The organism is Paenibacillus macerans (genome assembly GCF_050565405.1).
GTDB classification, from domain to species: domain Bacteria; phylum Bacillota; class Bacilli; order Paenibacillales; family Paenibacillaceae; genus Fontibacillus; species Fontibacillus macerans_B.
In genome coordinates this window covers 1-15812 of record NZ_JBNYYG010000070.1, presented here as the reverse complement: position 1 = coordinate 15812, position 15812 = coordinate 1, and the positions used below count along the sequence as shown (strand labels likewise).

Below are 15812 nucleotides of genomic sequence, written 5' to 3'. Positions count from 1 at the left end.
GAGATTGGGTATGATGAATTTATTGCTTTTTGTGGGCTTGCGTGATAAAATATTTTAAGTTGTGAACCATCTGGGTTGAACTATGCTTTACAGGAGGTGAATGCAATGCCAAACATTAAATCCGCAATCAAACGTGTGAAAACGAGCGACAAGCGTCGCGCGCTCAACGCTTCGCAAAAATCCGCCCTGCGTACGGCCGTGAAAACTGCCGACACCGCTCTGGCGAACAACGAAGTGGACGCAGCTAAAGCTGCTTTCGCCGCTGCAACCAAAAAATTGGACAAAGCCGTTACTAAAGGTTTGATCCACAAAAACGCAGCTGCCCGTAAGAAATCCCGCTTGGCTAAGAAATTGAACGCTCTTAAGGCTCAGGCCTAAGACGAATTCATAACCAGCATCGAAGAACCTGACCCTTCTTTATGAAAGGCCAGGTTTTTTTGCTTTATTTATATAGGTTGCACCGGCCATCCGTTTCTGTTTACGGACGATGACGGACGCATGTATTTATTTTTCCAGGGAAACAACGACATGGGCCGTTCCTGGTATTTGTCCATGACGGAAATCGGCTGGCGCGACGGAATCCCTTATATGATCAGCCTGGAGGCTGACGGCGGCAGCTCAAGGACTTAGAGCCTGCTTATAAATAGCCAAGAGGCGGCCAGGATATTAATCCGGCCGCCTCTTGGCGCGTACAACACGCTGCTAGCCCGCAGACTACGGCGCAAGCCGCAGCAGGAACAACTCAAGGCCCAGCACCTTATCGATTTGACCGCTTTTCATCCGATAATCCAGCTCCGCCAACTCGGACAAAATATTTCGCAGCCGGCCGGCTTCAAACTTCCGCGACTGCTCGCCCGCCAGCTTGACCACGTACGGGTGGAGGCTAAGTTGAGAGGCGATCTGCTGCTGCGAGTAGCTTTGCCGCCCCAAATCTTTTACCTGCAGCATAATCCGGAATTGGCGGGCGATCAACGCCGCGATTTTGATCGGCTCCTCGCGCTGCTTCAGCAGCTCGTAGAAGATGCGGAGCGCCGGCTCCAGCTTCAGCGCGGCGATATGCTCCACCATCGCAAACACATTTTGCTCCGTGCTGCGGGCTACCAACTGCTCAATCGCAGCGGCTTCGACGATGCCGCCGACTCCGGCGTACAAGCACAGCTTGTCCACCTCGGCGGCCAACGTTGCCATCTGCACGCCGCCGGCCGCAACGAGGGCCTCTGCGGCCTCGCGGCTGATCTTGCAGCCGCGTTTCTCCACCTCGCGCACGACCCATTGCACGAGTTCCCCGCCGCCAAGCGGCATGAAAGACAACACCGTCCCGACCGCCTTGATCGCTTTGACGACTTTTTTCCGCTCATCCAGCTTCTCGTTATTCACCACAAACACGATCACGCTGTGCTCCGCCGGATTGCCGATATACGAAAGCAGCGACTCCACTTTATGTTCGATTTTGCCGCCTTCCTTGCCCGCGGTGAACAGCGCGGAATCCCGAACGACGATCAGCTTGCGCTCCACGAGGAAAGGCATCGTCTCCGCCTCCTCCACGACCACCTCGATCGGCGTCTCCGCCAGATCGAAGGCAGCGAACGCGAAGTCCCGCTGATCCCGGTCCACGAGCGTATTCTGCAGCAGTGCGACGAACTCCTGAATCTGGTATTTTTCCGAACCGTAACATAAATATAACGGGGAGATCCGCCCCTGCTTAATGTCCTTTGCTGCCGTTTTTGCGTCCATTCGGCATCTCCCTTCCGTCGTTAGCCTCTTACCATCATACTTCGATTTCGCCCGTTCGTCCAAGCCCCTTTTTATCTCCCTTTTATAATGCATGTTCGATAAACCGGGTTTGGAGCACCTAAGCATAGGCTTCCGAAGTCCTGTTTAGCAAAACGCTTTAGGTTGGATGAAGCAGGGGCATAAATAGCGCGGCTGAGCGTAACGGACCGTAACGACCTTATTCGCCCATTTCCCGGCTATTTCCCACTGTAACGGACTCCAGAAACCTTATTGGGCTCTCATGGCGGTCATGTAGCCGCTTTTGTCCGAAATAAGGTCTCCTCGGTCCGTTAGAATCGGAAATACCCAAGAGCGGGCCAATAGCGTTTCTGGTGTCCGTTAGCTTGTACCTGCATTCAAAAAGACAGGTTTGGAGCACCGAAGCTTATGCTTCCGACGCGCGTTTTTTCAAAGCGCTTTAGGTGGGATGAAGCTAGGGACGGAGTAGCGCAGCGTAGGCGAATCCTACGTGAGCAACGGAAGGCCCGGCTGAATTCAAGATTCGACGCCGAATCCGCTTTTTTGAGTCCGCTTCGTGATCGAAAGATGACTTTTTGAACTACCTCTAAATATGCAACAAAGGGACCTCTGCCTCACGGCGAAAGATCCCTCTGTCCCGGAACATCTATATAAACGCGGGCCGAAAAGCTCTAGAAACTCTCCTGCCAGCGGTCATACGACGATCAGGGTCCAAACCGCTATCTCTACTATACATATAACTTATTCCATATCTCCTGAAAAGGTGCCTGCCGCATGTTCAAAAAACCGCCCACTTTCGTCCATCCTCGATCGCGTCTAGGGCTGCGTTCCTTCTGCAGCGGCTGCGGCCGCCTTCTCGGCATCGATCGTACGAACCGCTGAGGTTCCGTCGATTTCTGTCTCATACGTAAACGTATTGCCTTCCGCCGACCAGGCTCCACTCACCCAATTGCCGTCGATCGCCTGATCGGAAACCAGCTTCCGGTCCTGAAGCTCAATGTGGTAAATATACAAATGGCCATCTTTCAGTTCGGCTTCGAACTTCCCGTCCGGCGAAGCCCAAACGTTGAGGTTCGCCGCGAGTCCGTAATACATTTTGTCCTTGGGCTCCTCGTCGGCCACTCGCTGGTTCAACACGTCTTGATCCTGGCCGTCCGGCGTTTCGGTACCGGCCGGATCCTGGCCGCTTCCCGCGTTTGGGGACGCCGGGTCCTTGGCGGGAGTTCCGCCGTTTGCCGGTCCCTGATTTCCGCTGGCCGGATCGGGCGTCCCGGTATCCTGCCGGCTTGGAGATTTGGCGCCTCCCGTGCTGTTATCCGGTCTCGCCGGCGGGCTGACGGTATCCGTGGAGCCTCCCGTCGTCGTCCGATCATTGGCCCCGCCGGAATTCCCTGCCTCCGCCGGAGCGCCGCCGTCCGTTTTCGAAGCCGGTTCGCCCTGGTCACCGCCGGCGCCCCCCCCGCTGCCGCCGTCAGCGAACAATTCGGCGCTTCCCGCCGCATCGTTGGCCGAATCCGCCGCCTGCGAAGAATCCAGACTCTGCGATTCCTGCACCGCTGCGGTATCCATGGCGATTTCGGCATCCGATACCGTACGAGGCTCATATTGATAAATGAACACGCCCAAGATCAAGGCTGCCGCTACGCCAAGCGAACCAAACCGGTAAATCCGGTTCCGCCGCAAGGCCTTCTCGCCGGCGCGAGAGCGTTCGCTGCGCCGATTCGGCATCGTTCCGGCTTCGTTCGCCGCCGTCATCGGCAATACTACCTCGGCCGTGCTCCCCTCCTCGCGGCGTGCCCGGTCAATCGCATCCAACTGGGGAAGGATCGCGTCCACGAGGCTGAAATTCGGAACCACCTTCGGCAGCTCTTCCAGCCGAGCGGATAGCTTGTTCAACAGCTCGAACGCGTCGAAACAATCCCTGCAACTACGAATATGCTCAAAGAGGAGAAAACTTTCCTCTTCGTTTAAATCATGGTCTAGATAACGATGCATCCATTCCACCGCCTCTGGGCACTTCATCCTGATACACCACCCTTCTGATAATCTTGGAGTAAATGCTGCAGCTGCTGCCTGGCCCTGAATAGATAGGATTTCACCGTATTCAAGGGCAGATTCAGACTGTCGGCAATTTCGTTATACGAAAAATCCTGCAAATACCTCAGCACAACCACCGATTTGTGGTGCTCCGGCAGCTGTTCGATCGCGTTTCGGATGTCCTCGGCCAAATACCCCGACATCACTTCCCGTTCCACGCTCTCGTTCCCCTGAAACACCATTTCGTGCTCCTCGATCGACACGGTCGGTTTGTTTCTGCGGAATTTGTCGATGCAAATGTTGGTCACGATCCGCTGAACCCAGGTTTTGAACTGGGCTTTTTCTTCATAAGAATCAATTTTGGTATAAATGCGAATAAGAGCCTCCTGGGCAGCGTCGTGCGCGTCCTGCTCATTATTCAAAATATAAAAGGCCGTCCGGTACACGTGATTCTCAATTTCTCGCAATAGGGTGATTAGAGCGTCGCGATCGCCCGTCTGAGCGGCTCTGATGAGTCCCTGCTCTACCACTAAGGCTCCCCCTTCCTTGCATCCTTACAGACGCTAGAGTCCGACAATATGTTGCAATGTTGTTACCATTTCCGAAAAATAATTTAAAGGTTGAACATACACTTTGAAAAAAGGCATACCCCGTGCAATATACCATCAATCTCACCTTAGAATACCAAAAAAAACAGGCCCCGTCATCCCGCCGAAATACGGTAAAGGCCTATTTCTCCCTGCGATGGTCCAAGTAATGGAAGGGGCGATTCCAACTATCCGCTTTTGCGCCGGACCCGGATTTGTCCATCGCTTACCTTCATTTGTACTTCCCCTTGCCGATCGGTCCGGAATATGCGGATGCCCCGCTCGGCCAGACGCTCCGTCACGGTCGGATGCGGGTGCCCGTAGCTGTTGGACGCGCCGACGGAGATCAGCGCTGACGCGGGCCGCCAAAACGCCAACCAAGCCGCGGAGGTGGACGTTTTGCTGCCATGATGGGCGACTTTCATGACATCGACCGTAGGGTGACCGTCGTCCTCTTCGGTCTCCCCTCCGTTGCCTTCTTGAACGGCTCGCTTCGTTTCCTTCCCGCCGGGCGGCGTCCCTCTTCTTTGTTCCAGCCCTTGCTCCAGCTCCAGTACCTCCCGCTCCGCGGCCTCGTCCATATCCCCCGTAAACAGAAACGAGGCTCCGTTCATCCGGAGCAGGAACACGATCGAACGGTGATTTTGTTCCTTTTCATAGGGAATCCTTCCCTGCTGCTCCTCTGCTTGCAAAGGATAGAGGAACTCAAGCCGGGTCTCGCCGTCCGGTTTGAGGGCCATGCCGCGGCTTGCGGAGTATAACGGAATTCGCTTGGATAACGCGGTTTCCATCAAGGTACGCATGGTCGCCGACTCGGCCAGGCTTCCGTTGATCAGCAGCGCCTCGACCGGGAATTGTTCCAGCACCGCTTGCAGGCCGCCGAGGTGATCCTGATCGCCGTGGGTCAGAATTACGGCGTCTAGGCGATGGATGCCCCGCTTCTTGAGCAGCGGAACGACCGTTTTCGCTCCGACTTCAAACGGTTCCCGGCGCTCCCGCCAGGCATCCGCGGCTTTGCGAAACGAGACCGTCCCCCCGCCATCTACCAGCACATGTGCGCCGGACGGCGTGGTGATCAGGGCGCAGTCGCCTTGGCCAACATCGATAAACTCGATGTACCCCGTGCCTTTGGCGTATGCCGGCTGATAACCGGATACGAGCAGCAGCACCATCCCGCCGGCGATGGCCGTACGCAGCAAGTCCCTGCGTCTTCTCCCGGCCCAACTGAGAACAGCTGCGACTCCTATTCGCACGGAATCCTCCTTGGAGAAGCTGACGGAGTCTATGTCCCATTGGGCTGTTTTCCCAGTCCGCCGCATGCGTGAACGGAATCCCGATCGCAATACGGACCCAAGTCTTACGAACAGCTTTAGCGCCTCCTTCCAGCGAAAAAGGCTTGCCCCTCCTCGCCCGGAGCCTGTTCTCCGTACCTGGGCAAGCGGGACGGTCTCGTCGTCGGACCACGTGCTTCCGGCGTCCGGGGAGCCCGGTCCTCCGTATCGCTTCCCCCAATACAGCAGCAAATAGCCGCCGGCGTAAAAAGCCGCGATCCATAGCGGGGACGGCGATTTCCAATACGTCATAAAGCCGCTGCGCCCGCTGAGCCAATCCGTCGCCCAAAACGTGGCTTCATTCAGCAGCCTGACCGGGATCGCCGCCCAGGCGCCCAGCGTGACCGAAGCCAAGCTTAGCAGCAGGGCAGCCGTGCCGAGCGGAAGCGCCACGGCGCCGATGACCGGTACGAGCAGCAAATTGGCCGCCACGGACAACAAGGAAAATTGGTTGAAGTAGGTCACGGTCAACGGGAATGAGACGATTTGGGCCGCCAGCGTGATCGCCGCCGTCCCCCGGACTTTAGGCGGCAACCAAAGTAAGTAGGGAGTCAGCAACGGCACGAACACGATGAGCCCGGCGGTAACGGCAAACGAGAGCTGAAAGCTGACGTTAAGCAAGTAATAGGGCTCCCACAACAGCATGAGCAGCGCCGCGGCCGACAGCACATTCAGGCTGTCCTTGAGAAGCCCGCGCTTAAGCAAATAAATGCCCAGCATCGTCATCATCCCCGAGCGGATCACGGAAGGCGAAAATCCGGTAACGAGCATATAAGCGGGCACGAAGATCAGCACGACCGTCAGCGCGGTCTCCCGGCTCACCCGGCATAAGCGGAGCAGCCAAAAGAGAAGCCCCACATTAATCGCCACATGGCTGCCGGAAATAGCCAAAATATGCGTCAGACCCAGTTGGCTAAAGTCCGCATACTTGTCCGGATCCAGCTCATCCTGCAAACCGATCAGCAGCCCCTTCATATAACCTGCTTGCCAGTCGGGAAATAACCGCTCGATCCGTCCGCCGAGATCGGCGCGCAGCGCGTCGATTTGACCGAGAAAAGCGGCGGCTCCCCAGGTCCCGGACTGCACGCGCATCGATGAAGCCCCCGTTGCTTTGGCGAGCCAATGAATGCGCTGGTTATGCAAATACCGGCGGTAATCGAAGCCGCCGAAATTCCGCGCCGATTGCGGAGCTTCCAGGGTGCCGTCCAACGCAACATGCTGTCCGCGCCGCCAGCCCGCCGCCGTCCGGAGCTCATCCTGCGCCGCCAAGCGCAGCTGTACCGCTACCCTTTCGCCGCCGGGGATCGCCTCCCCCTTCGGCATGCCCGGCCCCGGAGAAGTCTTCCCAGGGGCCTCGCCTGCCGCAGTACCGGCTTGCTCCCGCTCCGCCTCTCCGATTGCAGCTTGCGTAAGTATCCGTACCGTGATCCGGCTGACTTTCAGCGTAAAGTCGGCCCGATCCCCGTCGATTTCCACCGCCGATACGATCGTACCTTCAAGATGAACGGCCGTTCCATCCGCGATAGGCTCCCGGCCCTCCGCATTTCCTGTTCCCGATGCCGAATCAATCGCCGCCTGCGATCCCGCGTCAGTTGCAGACCAAGCCTGTTCGATCCGGCTCACGTTGTTGGCCTCGCTATAGAGCCAATAGGCCGCTCCCAGGGAAAAGGCCAGCCACCACATGGCCAGCTTCCGCCAGGGAAGGCGTCCGATCAGTCCCGCTGCCGGGCACATCAGCGAGGCGCCCAGCCACAGCAGCCAGAAGCGGCTGCCTTCATAGCCCGCAGCCATGCCGCTTCCGGCGATCCAGCAGCAGGCGATAACGGTTAGCGGTCTTCGGTTCATGTTCTCCCTCCTCGACAAAAAAACACCTCACCCGCCCTATAGGCGAATGAGGTGCTTCCTGCATCCGATACTCTTATGAAGTTTAGTTAAACTATGTTCAAGCTCATTATTCCTCGACATGCGCGACCGTTTCCTGCGGCGGCTGGTAAGCCTCCAAACGGCGAAATTTGATGCCGATTTGCTCCATCATCGCCGTCACTTTCCCCGTGTCCTTCGGGTAAGGGCGGTGGAACACGATCTCCGTAATGCCGCTGTTAGCCAGCATGTTCGCGCAGGTCCAGCATGGCTCGTCCGTCACGTATACGCTGGATCCCTCCCGGTCGATCCGGTCGGTGAACAGGAGCAAATTTTGCTCGGCATGGATCGTGCGGACGCAGCGCTGCTTCTTCACCATTTTCTCTTGGCCGTCTTCGATGACGAGCTCGTACTCCTCCGAGATCATGCAGCCGGCTTCCGAGCAATCCGGGACGCCGGAAGGAGCCCCGTTATAGGCCGTTCCCAACAGTTTTTTGCCCTGAACCAGCACGGCGCCCACGCGGCGGCGGTTACAGCGCGACCGCGTCGACACCATATACGCGATATCCATGAAATACGTATCCCAATCTTTACGTTTGTCCGGATTCATCCCTTGGCTCTCCTTTTCTTTAAAAGGTTGCGCAGCTCCAGCAAGCTAACGGACACCAGAAACGCGATTGGCCCGCTTTCGGGCATTTTCGGATTCTAACGAACCGAGGAGCCTTTATTTCGGTCAAAAGCAGCCCAATGGCCGCCGTGAGTGCCCGATAAGGTCTCTGGAGTCCGTTACAGCTGGAAATAGCCGGAAAATGGGCAAATAAGGTCTTTATGGTCCGTTATGTTCCCGCGTACGTTCAGCCGCGCGCTACTGGCACCCCCGACTTTATCCAACCTAAAGCGTTTTGAACAAACGCACATCGGAAGCCTAAGCTTCGGCGGTGAAAAGCCGGCTTTTTGAACTCGCGCTTACAGCCCGATGTAAGGCTTCATTTTTTCAAGCATCTTATCCCCGATTCCCTTCACCTTGGTCAATTCGCCCACCGAGCCGAAGTCGCCATGCTCGTTGCGATAATCGATGATCGCCTGCGCTTTCTTCTCGCCGATGCCGGGAAGGTTCTGCAGTTCGGCCAGTCCCGCCCGGTTGATGCTGATCTGGCTGGTCTTGGTCGCGTAGCCCGATGCCGCATCGGCACCTGCAGCAGAAGCAGACACCTTCCCGCTTCCGGTCGCAGCGCCTCCGGGGCCGTCCGCACTCAAGTGCGTCCCTGACCCGGTCGCCGCATTCGTCCCCGCAGCCGGTATCGACTTCGCGCCCTCAGCCGCCATTCCAGCCGAACCTTGCCCTGCGTCAGGAACTTCCCGGTTTACGTCGGCTTTCGCGCCCGCGTCGCTCGCGGCTCCGCCGGAATCCGATTTCCCCCGGCCTTGTTCGTCCACCGTTGCCGCCACTTCGGCATTGATCGGCATCCAGCCTTCGATCCCGGCCGGTTTGCCGCCGCCGACCGCAAGCAGCATCAGTCCCGCTCCGACGACCGCCGACGCGACCGCCGTCAGCATAAACTCCCTTCTCATCCCCGCACCCCAATCTTAAAAGAATCCGCCTGGAAGTCATGAAGATCCATTCAAGATGCATACATATTTAAAAAGGTGAAGCAGAAAAGCATAAAAGTCTAAAACCAGAAAGGTGCGTTAAGCACGGAAAGGGGAACCCGGATGAAAGTCGCCTTCATCGGAACCGGATCCATGGGAAGCTTGCTCATAGATGCCTTTTTGCGTTCCGGTGCGCTGCTCCCGCATAACATTTGTGCCAGCAACCGTTCTCCCTACAAAGCCAAACTGCTGGCTCAGCGCCATCCCGGACTACGGGTTTACGGCAGCAACGCCGAAGCCGCGCAGGGAAGCAAAATCGTCTTCCTATGCATCAGGCCCCTGGATTATCCTGAAGTCATTGCGGAAATCCGGGACGTCCTCGACGAGAAGCAATTGATCGTGTCGATTACCAGCCCTGTGCAAATCGAAACCTTGGAACACGCCATACCGTCCAAAATCGCCAAAATCATCCCCAGCATCACGCACTCCGTGCACAGCGGCGCTTCCCTCTGCATCTACGGAAAACGAATCCGCCCCGAAGATCGCCTGCTGCTGGAACAGCTGATGTCCTCGATTAGCACGCCGGTTGCGCTTAAAGAAAGCGAGACGCGGATCGCCTCCGATCTTTCAAGCTGCGGGCCCGCTTTTGTCGCCTATATGCTGCAGTTATGGGCGGAGTCGGCCGCCGAGTTGACCGGCATCAGCCGGTACGAAGCGATCAAGTTGGGTTCGGAAATGCTGCTGGGAACGGGCAAACTGCTGACCGATGGTGGCCTGACCCCGGAAGAGCTGGTGGATCGGGTGGCCGTTCCCGGCGGAGTGACCGCCGAAGGCATCTCCGTATTGGACTCCGGCCTGCGCGGGGTATTCGCCCGTTTGATCGAAACGACGCATCGTAAACACGATGAGGACCTCAGCAGGCTGCACGCCTTATTTCACCCTCAACCGCAGGCGGATACCGCTGCGGCAGAACCGTCTGCTCGCCCGGACATCGACGGCCCCTAGCCGGGGTATAGCCGCCGGATGGTATAGGGGCCGGATCGCTGCCCTGACAGGAAAAGCCTCGATGTTTAACCGACGACAATATTCACCAGCTTGCCAGGTACGGCAATCACTTTGCGAATCGTCTTTCCTGCCACAGCCTGCTGCACGTTCGGCAGGCTTAAGCTATGTTCCTGCATCGCCGCCTGATCCAGCTCTTTGGAGATTTTCGTGCGGTCGACGATCTTGCCGTTCACCTGAACGACGATTTCCACTTCGGCTTCGACCGTCCAAGCTTCGTCATGGGCCGGCCATGGTTCGTATGAAATCGTACCGGCATGCCCAAGGCGTTCCCACAGTTCTTCCGCCAAATGCGGCGCCAGCGGAGACAGCAGTTGCACGAAGTTTTCCGCAGCCGCTCTCGGCACGGCTTCCGTTTTGTACGCTTCGTTGACGAAAATCATCAGCTGGCTGATCGCCGTATTAAAGCGCAAGCCTTCGAAATCCTCAGTCACTTTTTTGATCGTCTTGTGCCAGGTCCGTTTGAACTCGTCGCTGCCGCCGTCGGCCGTAATTTTGGCGTTCAGGCTTCCGTCTTCGGCAACGAACAGGCGCCATACGCGGGAAAGGAAGCGGTGAATGCCCTCAACCCCGCTTTCATTCCATGGTTTGGTCGCTTCCAGCGGCCCCATGAACATCTCGTATACGCGCAGCGTGTCCGCACCGTATTCACCCACGATTTCGTCCGGGTTGATGACGTTGCCGCGGGATTTACTCATTTTCTCGTTGTTCGTGCCGAGAATCATCCCTTGGTTGACCAGTTTATGGAACGGCTCCTTGGTTGAAACCACCCCGAGATCGTACAGCACCTTGTGCCAGAAACGGGCGTACAGCAAGTGAAGCACCGCATGCTCGGCCCCGCCGATATACAGATCTACCGGCATCCACTCCTGCTGCTTCTCTTTCGAGCACAGCTCTTGATCGTTATGCGGATCGATATACCGCAGGTAATACCAGCAGCTTCCCGCCCATTGCGGCATCGTGTTCGTCTCGCGGCGCGCCGGCAACCCGGTTTCCGGATCGGTCGTGTTCACCCATTCCGTAACGTTCGCCAGCGGCGATTCCCCGGTGCCCGACGGCTTGATGGCGTCGACGTCCGGCAGGACAAGCGGCAGCTGATCCTCCGGCACCGGCTTCATCGTGCCGTCCTCGAGATGAAGAATCGGGATCGGTTCGCCCCAATAACGCTGGCGGCTGAACAGCCAATCGCGCAAGCGGTAGGTCACTTTGCCGCGGCCTTTGCCTTTCTCCTCCAGCCAGGAGATCATTTTCTTGATGGCTTCCGCATTACGCAATCCGTTCAGGAAGTCGGAGCCCACATGCGCGCCGTCGCCGGCATAAGCTTCCTTCGCCACATCGCCGCCCTCGACGACCTCGACGATCGGCAGATCGAATTGCTTGGCGAATTCATAGTCGCGTTCGTCATGACCCGGTACGGCCATGATCGCCCCGGTTCCGTATCCCGCCAGCACATAGTCGGCGATCCAGATCGGCAGCTTGGCGCCGTTCACCGGATTGATCGCGTAGGCACCGGTAAATACGCCGGTTTTCTCCTTCGCCAGATCGGTCCGCTCCAAGTCGCTCTTCCGCGCCGCCTGGTCCTGATAAGCCTTCACGGCACCACTTTGGGCTTCGGTCGTGATCATTTTGACCAGCTCATGCTCCGGCGCAAGCACCGCGTAGCTGGCCCCGAACAAGGTATCCGGGCGCGTCGTAAAGACGGTCAGCATTGCAGGGTGCCCCTCGATGGCAAACTCGACTTCGGCCCCTTCGGATTTCCCGATCCAGTTGCGCTGCATATCCTTAATGCTTTCCGACCAGTCCAGCTCCTCCAGGTCTTCAAGCAAACGTTCCGCGTATTCGGTGATTTTCAGCACCCATTGGCGCATCGGTTTGCGGATGACCGGATGGCCGCCGCGTTCGCTTTTTCCGTCGATGACTTCTTCGTTCGCCAGCACCGTTCCGAGCGCAGGACACCAGTTCACCGGCACCTCGGCTACATAAGCCAGCCCCTTCTTATACAGTTGGATGAAAATCCATTGCGTCCACTTGTAATACTCGGGATCGGTCGTGCTGATTTCGCGGTCCCAGTCGTACGAGAAGCCAAGCGACTTGATCTGGCGCCGGAAATTGTTGATATTCTTGACCGTGATATCCCGCGGATGCTCGCCCGTATCGAGCGCATGCTGCTCCGCCGGCAGCCCGAAAGCGTCCCAGCCCATCGGATGCAGCACGTTGTAGCCGCGCATCCGTTTAAAGCGGGAGACGATGTCCGTGGCCGTGTAGCCCTCTGGATGGCCTACGTGCAGGCCCGCCCCCGATGGATAGGGGAACATGTCGAGCGCGTAAAACTTCGGTTTGCCCGCCTCTTCCCGTGTTTTGAATGTGTGATGCTCATCCCAATAAGCCTGCCATTTCGGTTCGATGGCCTGGGCCCGATAAACGTCATGGGGCACGTTTTGGTCCGCCATAATTCAAAATCCTCCTTGAAACAACAATTTTTAATGCGGGTTCAAAAAGTTAGGTTTTCAGCGCCGAGAAGGTTGAATTCAAGATTCGACGTCGAATTCGCTTCTTGAACACGCTTCGTGATCCAAAGCTGACTTTTTGAACTACCGTTTTCAATAAAGGTTCAAAAAGTCAGGTTTGGAGCACCAAGAAGGTTGGATGAAGCTAGGGACTGAGTAGCGCAGCGTAGCTGGAGGCTACGTGAGCAACGGAAGGCCCGGCTGAATTCAAGATTCGACGCCGATTAAGCTTCTGTGCTTAAGCTTCGTGATCCAAAGATGACTTTTTGAACTACCTTTAATGTAAAAAAACCTCCCGACCCGTAGCGTATGATCGCTAGGGACGAGAGGAAGTTTCCCGTGGTACCACCCTAGTTAGCGTCGGACATGCTTTGTCCTAGCTCACTTTACACCCTTAACGCGGGCAAAACGATGATGATTTTCGCATCATAACTCCAAGGCGAGTTCATTTGCATTCCCCAACCGGCTTGCACCATATGCCGGCTCTCTGGATGGCGGAATCCAAACTAATATTCCTCTTCCAAGTTTCACAATATAATGAGAGGCTTAAAACCAGACCTTTTGAACTAGAAATTCTGGTTGATTACCAGTTATTATATCCAATCGGCAACCTTAAAGTCAACGGCGGGCCTTCGATCCATTGACGAAAACCGCCGCCGGGTCAACCGATTAATCCCAATGCGTTATTTTTGCGCCAAATCGGCCAGGGCAAGCGCCCCGCTCAAACCGGCATTGTCGCCAAGCCCGGGCGGCACGATATAGCTGTCGATTCCTTCGGTCAGACTGCGGTGTTGCACATAGCCGCCCAGCAGTTCCTGCACTTTCCGGCGAATCAGCGGGAACAGTTGGGCCTGCTTCATGACGCCGCCTCCCATCACAATTTTCTCCGGCGACAGGATCAAGATGTAATTCATCAGTGCTTGCGCCAAATAATGGGCTTCCATCTCCCATGCCGGATGATCCTGCGGCAGGTCCGCGCCATTGCCGACACCCCAGCGTTTGACGATTGCCGGCCCGGCGGCCAGCCCTTCCAAACAATCCCCGTGGTACGGACAGGTTCCCGTATAGGTGTCATCAGGATGGCGACGAACCACGATATGCCCCATCTCGGGATGGGACAAGCCATGAATCAATTGGCCGCCCACGACAGCCCCCGCGCCGATGCCTGTTCCAACCGTAATATACAGACAGTTGTCCAGCCCCTTGGCGGCTCCCCAACGGGCTTCGCCCAAAGCCGCTCCGTTCACGTCCGTATCAAAACCGATCGGGATGTCGAAATGCGCTTTAACGGTCCCCACTAAATTATAATTACCCCAATACGGTTTGGGCGTCGTAGTAATATATCCATACGTGCCGCTTCCCGGAATCGGGTCGATCGGGCCGAATGAACCGATCCCCATCGCCTCTACTTCTTTGCCTTGAAAATAAGCCAGAACTTGCTTCATCGTTTCCTCCGGCGTTGTCGTCGGAAAACTGATCCGATCCAGTACCTCTCCTTCTTCCGTCCCTATGCCGCACACGAATTTGGTACCGCCAGCTTCAATCGCTCCCAGCTTTTTCACGTTGCTTGTCCCTCCATTCGATCGTTCGGACGAATTTTACGATATGAAGTTCGCCCTCAAGATTAATTTCGAAAGGGATTATAGCACACCGCTATCTTTTGTACTATCACCCAGCTTGCACAAGCAAAAAACGCCGCCTCCTTTTTACTCATGCACTCTTGAAATCCGTCCTTTACAAATGCAATCAATCCGAGTAAAATTACTAACTGTCACCACTCCCATTTCGAGACGTGGCTCAGCTTGGTAGAGCGCTTGCTTCGGGAGCAAGAGGTCGCAGGTTCAAATCCTGTCGTCTCGATTTCCTTATAAAATATAGGGTTTTACCCTCATTACTTGATAACATTGTTTTGTGGTCATGGGGAGAAACGATTTTGAATTTAAAGACAACAACCTATTGGATGTTCAATCCAGAAGGGAGTTGTTTTTTTTGTTGTTAAAATTTACAATTAAGAACTTTATCGAAGAAAAGAAATTAAATAATGTATCATCAGCAACGATGGAACGCTATGTAGGTACGACCAGTGAATTTCACTCTTTCTGTGTAGAGGAACAAATTGTTAATGTTGAGGAAGTATCACCAACTACGATTAAAGAAGTATTTACTCCATTGCCAGGAGAAAAGAAACAACAATACTGTCACCAAGAATAGCAAGCTTAGGGTATTAAAGACCTTCTTCAACTATCTAGCTGAGAATGAGTACATTACTCCATAACAAAATGCAGCTAAGAAAATAGGTTACGCCAAAGAAGATGTGGTAATCCAAGTATTCAGTGATTATCACATCCAACAGATGTTAGCCTAATATCGACAATTAAAAAATCGTGAAAAGTCCTTCTTTGCTTATCGTGACTACGCCTTAATCCTATTCCTTTTGAGTACGGGGGCCAGGGTTGGTGAAATAAGCAATCTAAAGTGGAGTGAACTAGATTTTTGTAATAAAGCAGCAATTTTTTTTTGGGAAAGGACGCAAACAACAATCCGTACCCTTAGTTGACAAGTTACTAAAAGAACTAGTTGAATGGAGAATGTTTCAAGAGAAATTTTTAGGGCGAACTCCTATATATGTCTTTTCAACGAGTGACAACAAGCAACTAACCGATAACGGAATTAAGTTAGTTTTTAAACGCCTTCAGAAGAAAATGAATTTTAGAGATTGCCCTCTTTCCGCTTACACATTTAGACACACCCTAGCCTACAGGTTTTTACGTGACGGTGGAGACATAATAAGTCTACAGCGTTTATTACAGCATAGTACCTTGGACATGACGAAAAGGTATTTATCAGCGTTTGGACATATACTACCTGAAATTAATGAGCGACATAATCCTTTGAATAACTAGAACATTTAATTTGATATTCAAGAGCTAATATTCCAAAATCTCATATATAGCTTGGAATAAGATTATAATTACCTAGTAACACAGAATAGAAAAGTTTCTGGGTCTGTCAAGATTTTTGTGTAAACTCATGATAAGGAAATCCCCCGAGGGGGATTTTGTGGCTTAACGCAAATGGTTACCCAC

Annotated in this window: 14 protein-coding genes, 1 tRNA gene and 1 other annotated feature; of the genes, 7 read left to right on the top strand and 8 right to left on the bottom strand. The window is 54.9% G+C overall.

What is annotated here, in order from left to right:
- Positions 1-105 precede the first annotated feature (105 nt).
- On the top strand, positions 106-378 hold the full coding sequence (gene rpsT / locus ACQ4N8_RS25150; RefSeq protein WP_430707097.1) for a 30S ribosomal protein S20: 273 nt from the start codon (positions 106-108) through the stop codon (positions 376-378).
- Between the two features lie 120 nt (positions 379-498).
- Positions 499-630 (top strand): hypothetical protein, encoded by a 132-nt coding sequence (locus ACQ4N8_RS25145; protein ID WP_430707096.1) that lies wholly within the window; start codon positions 499-501, stop codon positions 628-630.
- Between the two features lie 84 nt (positions 631-714).
- On the opposite strand, the gene holA is transcribed toward ACQ4N8_RS25145, so the two are convergent.
- The 6 genes from holA to ACQ4N8_RS25115 all read right to left on the bottom strand — a co-directional run bounded on the left by holA (position 715) and on the right by ACQ4N8_RS25115 (position 9139).
- A complete protein-coding gene (gene holA, locus ACQ4N8_RS25140; protein WP_430707095.1) occupies positions 715-1734 on the bottom strand; it encodes a DNA polymerase III subunit delta in 1020 nt (339 codons plus the stop codon).
- Between the two features lie 834 nt (positions 1735-2568).
- The gene (locus tag ACQ4N8_RS25135; RefSeq protein WP_430707094.1) at positions 2569-3774 is read right to left on the bottom strand and encodes a zf-HC2 domain-containing protein; all 1206 of its coding nucleotides are present in this window, start codon (positions 3772-3774) and stop codon (positions 2569-2571) included.
- On the bottom strand, positions 3771-4319 hold the full coding sequence (locus tag ACQ4N8_RS25130) for an RNA polymerase sigma factor (RefSeq protein WP_430707093.1): 549 nt from the start codon (positions 4317-4319) through the stop codon (positions 3771-3773). The genes ACQ4N8_RS25135 and ACQ4N8_RS25130 overlap by 4 nt, the downstream gene beginning before the upstream one ends.
- Before the next feature lie 245 nt (positions 4320-4564).
- Positions 4565-7552 carry a ComEC/Rec2 family competence protein gene (locus tag ACQ4N8_RS25125; RefSeq protein ID WP_430707092.1) on the bottom strand — a complete coding sequence of 996 codons (2988 nt, stop codon included), beginning with the start codon at positions 7550-7552 and terminating at the stop codon, positions 4565-4567.
- Positions 7553-7658: 106 nt separating this feature from the next.
- Positions 7659-8177: a deoxycytidylate deaminase gene (locus ACQ4N8_RS25120; RefSeq protein ID WP_430707091.1), complete on the bottom strand. Its 519-nt coding sequence runs from the start codon at positions 8175-8177 to the stop codon at positions 7659-7661.
- Between the two features lie 356 nt (positions 8178-8533).
- Entirely contained in the window at positions 8534-9139 is a 606-nt protein-coding gene (locus ACQ4N8_RS25115; RefSeq protein WP_430707090.1) for a ComEA family DNA-binding protein, read from the bottom strand.
- A gap of 141 nt (positions 9140-9280) precedes the next feature.
- On the opposite strand from ACQ4N8_RS25115, the gene comER reads away from it, so the two are divergent.
- Positions 9281-10162, top strand: coding sequence for a late competence protein ComER (gene comER / locus ACQ4N8_RS25110; protein ID WP_430707089.1), 882 nt, complete (start codon positions 9281-9283; stop codon positions 10160-10162).
- 65 nt (positions 10163-10227) lie between these two features.
- Here comER and leuS read toward each other — a convergent pair whose 3' ends face one another.
- Complete coding sequence (gene leuS / locus ACQ4N8_RS25105; protein WP_430707088.1) at positions 10228-12669, bottom strand: leucine--tRNA ligase; 2442 nt, start codon at positions 12667-12669, stop codon at positions 10228-10230.
- Positions 12670-13041: 372 nt separating this feature from the next.
- Positions 13042-13258, bottom strand: a binding site (T-box leader).
- 151 nt (positions 13259-13409) lie between these two features.
- The gene (locus ACQ4N8_RS25100) at positions 13410-14288 is read right to left on the bottom strand and encodes an ROK family protein (protein WP_430707087.1); all 879 of its coding nucleotides are present in this window, start codon (positions 14286-14288) and stop codon (positions 13410-13412) included.
- Positions 14289-14512: 224 nt separating this feature from the next.
- On the opposite strand from ACQ4N8_RS25100, the gene ACQ4N8_RS25095 reads away from it, so the two are divergent.
- The 4 genes from ACQ4N8_RS25095 to ACQ4N8_RS25080 all read left to right on the top strand — a co-directional run bounded on the left by ACQ4N8_RS25095 (position 14513) and on the right by ACQ4N8_RS25080 (position 15629).
- Positions 14513-14586 (top strand) — tRNA-Pro (locus tag ACQ4N8_RS25095).
- 129 nt (positions 14587-14715) lie between these two features.
- Positions 14716-14937 (top strand): hypothetical protein, encoded by a 222-nt coding sequence (locus ACQ4N8_RS25090; RefSeq protein WP_430707086.1) that lies wholly within the window; start codon positions 14716-14718, stop codon positions 14935-14937.
- 223 nt (positions 14938-15160) lie between these two features.
- Complete coding sequence (locus ACQ4N8_RS25085; RefSeq protein WP_430707085.1) at positions 15161-15283, top strand: hypothetical protein; 123 nt, start codon at positions 15161-15163, stop codon at positions 15281-15283.
- Positions 15225-15629, top strand: a complete 405-nt coding sequence (locus ACQ4N8_RS25080; RefSeq protein WP_430707108.1) for a tyrosine-type recombinase/integrase — start codon at positions 15225-15227, stop codon at positions 15627-15629. Before ACQ4N8_RS25085 ends, ACQ4N8_RS25080 begins: the two co-directional genes overlap by 59 nt.
- The last annotated feature ends 183 nt before the right edge of the window (positions 15630-15812 follow it).

Excerpts from the sequence above, each read along its gene's own strand:
- leuS (WP_430707088.1), bottom strand. The coding sequence starts at position 12,669 with ATGGCGGACCAAAACGTGCCCCATGACGTTTATCGGGCCCAGGCCATC.
- holA (WP_430707095.1), bottom strand. The coding sequence starts at position 1,734 with ATGGACGCAAAAACGGCAGCAAAGGACATTAAGCAGGGGCGGATCTCC.
- ACQ4N8_RS25115 (WP_430707090.1), bottom strand. The coding sequence starts at position 9,139 with ATGAGAAGGGAGTTTATGCTGACGGCGGTCGCGTCGGCGGTCGTCGGA.
- ACQ4N8_RS25145 (WP_430707096.1), top strand. The coding sequence starts at position 499 with ATGTATTTATTTTTCCAGGGAAACAACGACATGGGCCGTTCCTGGTAT.
- ACQ4N8_RS25135 (WP_430707094.1), bottom strand. The coding sequence starts at position 3,774 with ATGAAGTGCCCAGAGGCGGTGGAATGGATGCATCGTTATCTAGACCAT.
- ACQ4N8_RS25125 (WP_430707092.1), bottom strand. The coding sequence starts at position 7,552 with ATGAACCGAAGACCGCTAACCGTTATCGCCTGCTGCTGGATCGCCGGA.
- rpsT (WP_430707097.1), top strand. The coding sequence starts at position 106 with ATGCCAAACATTAAATCCGCAATCAAACGTGTGAAAACGAGCGACAAG.
- comER (WP_430707089.1), top strand. The coding sequence starts at position 9,281 with ATGAAAGTCGCCTTCATCGGAACCGGATCCATGGGAAGCTTGCTCATA.
- ACQ4N8_RS25120 (WP_430707091.1), bottom strand. The coding sequence starts at position 8,177 with ATGAATCCGGACAAACGTAAAGATTGGGATACGTATTTCATGGATATC.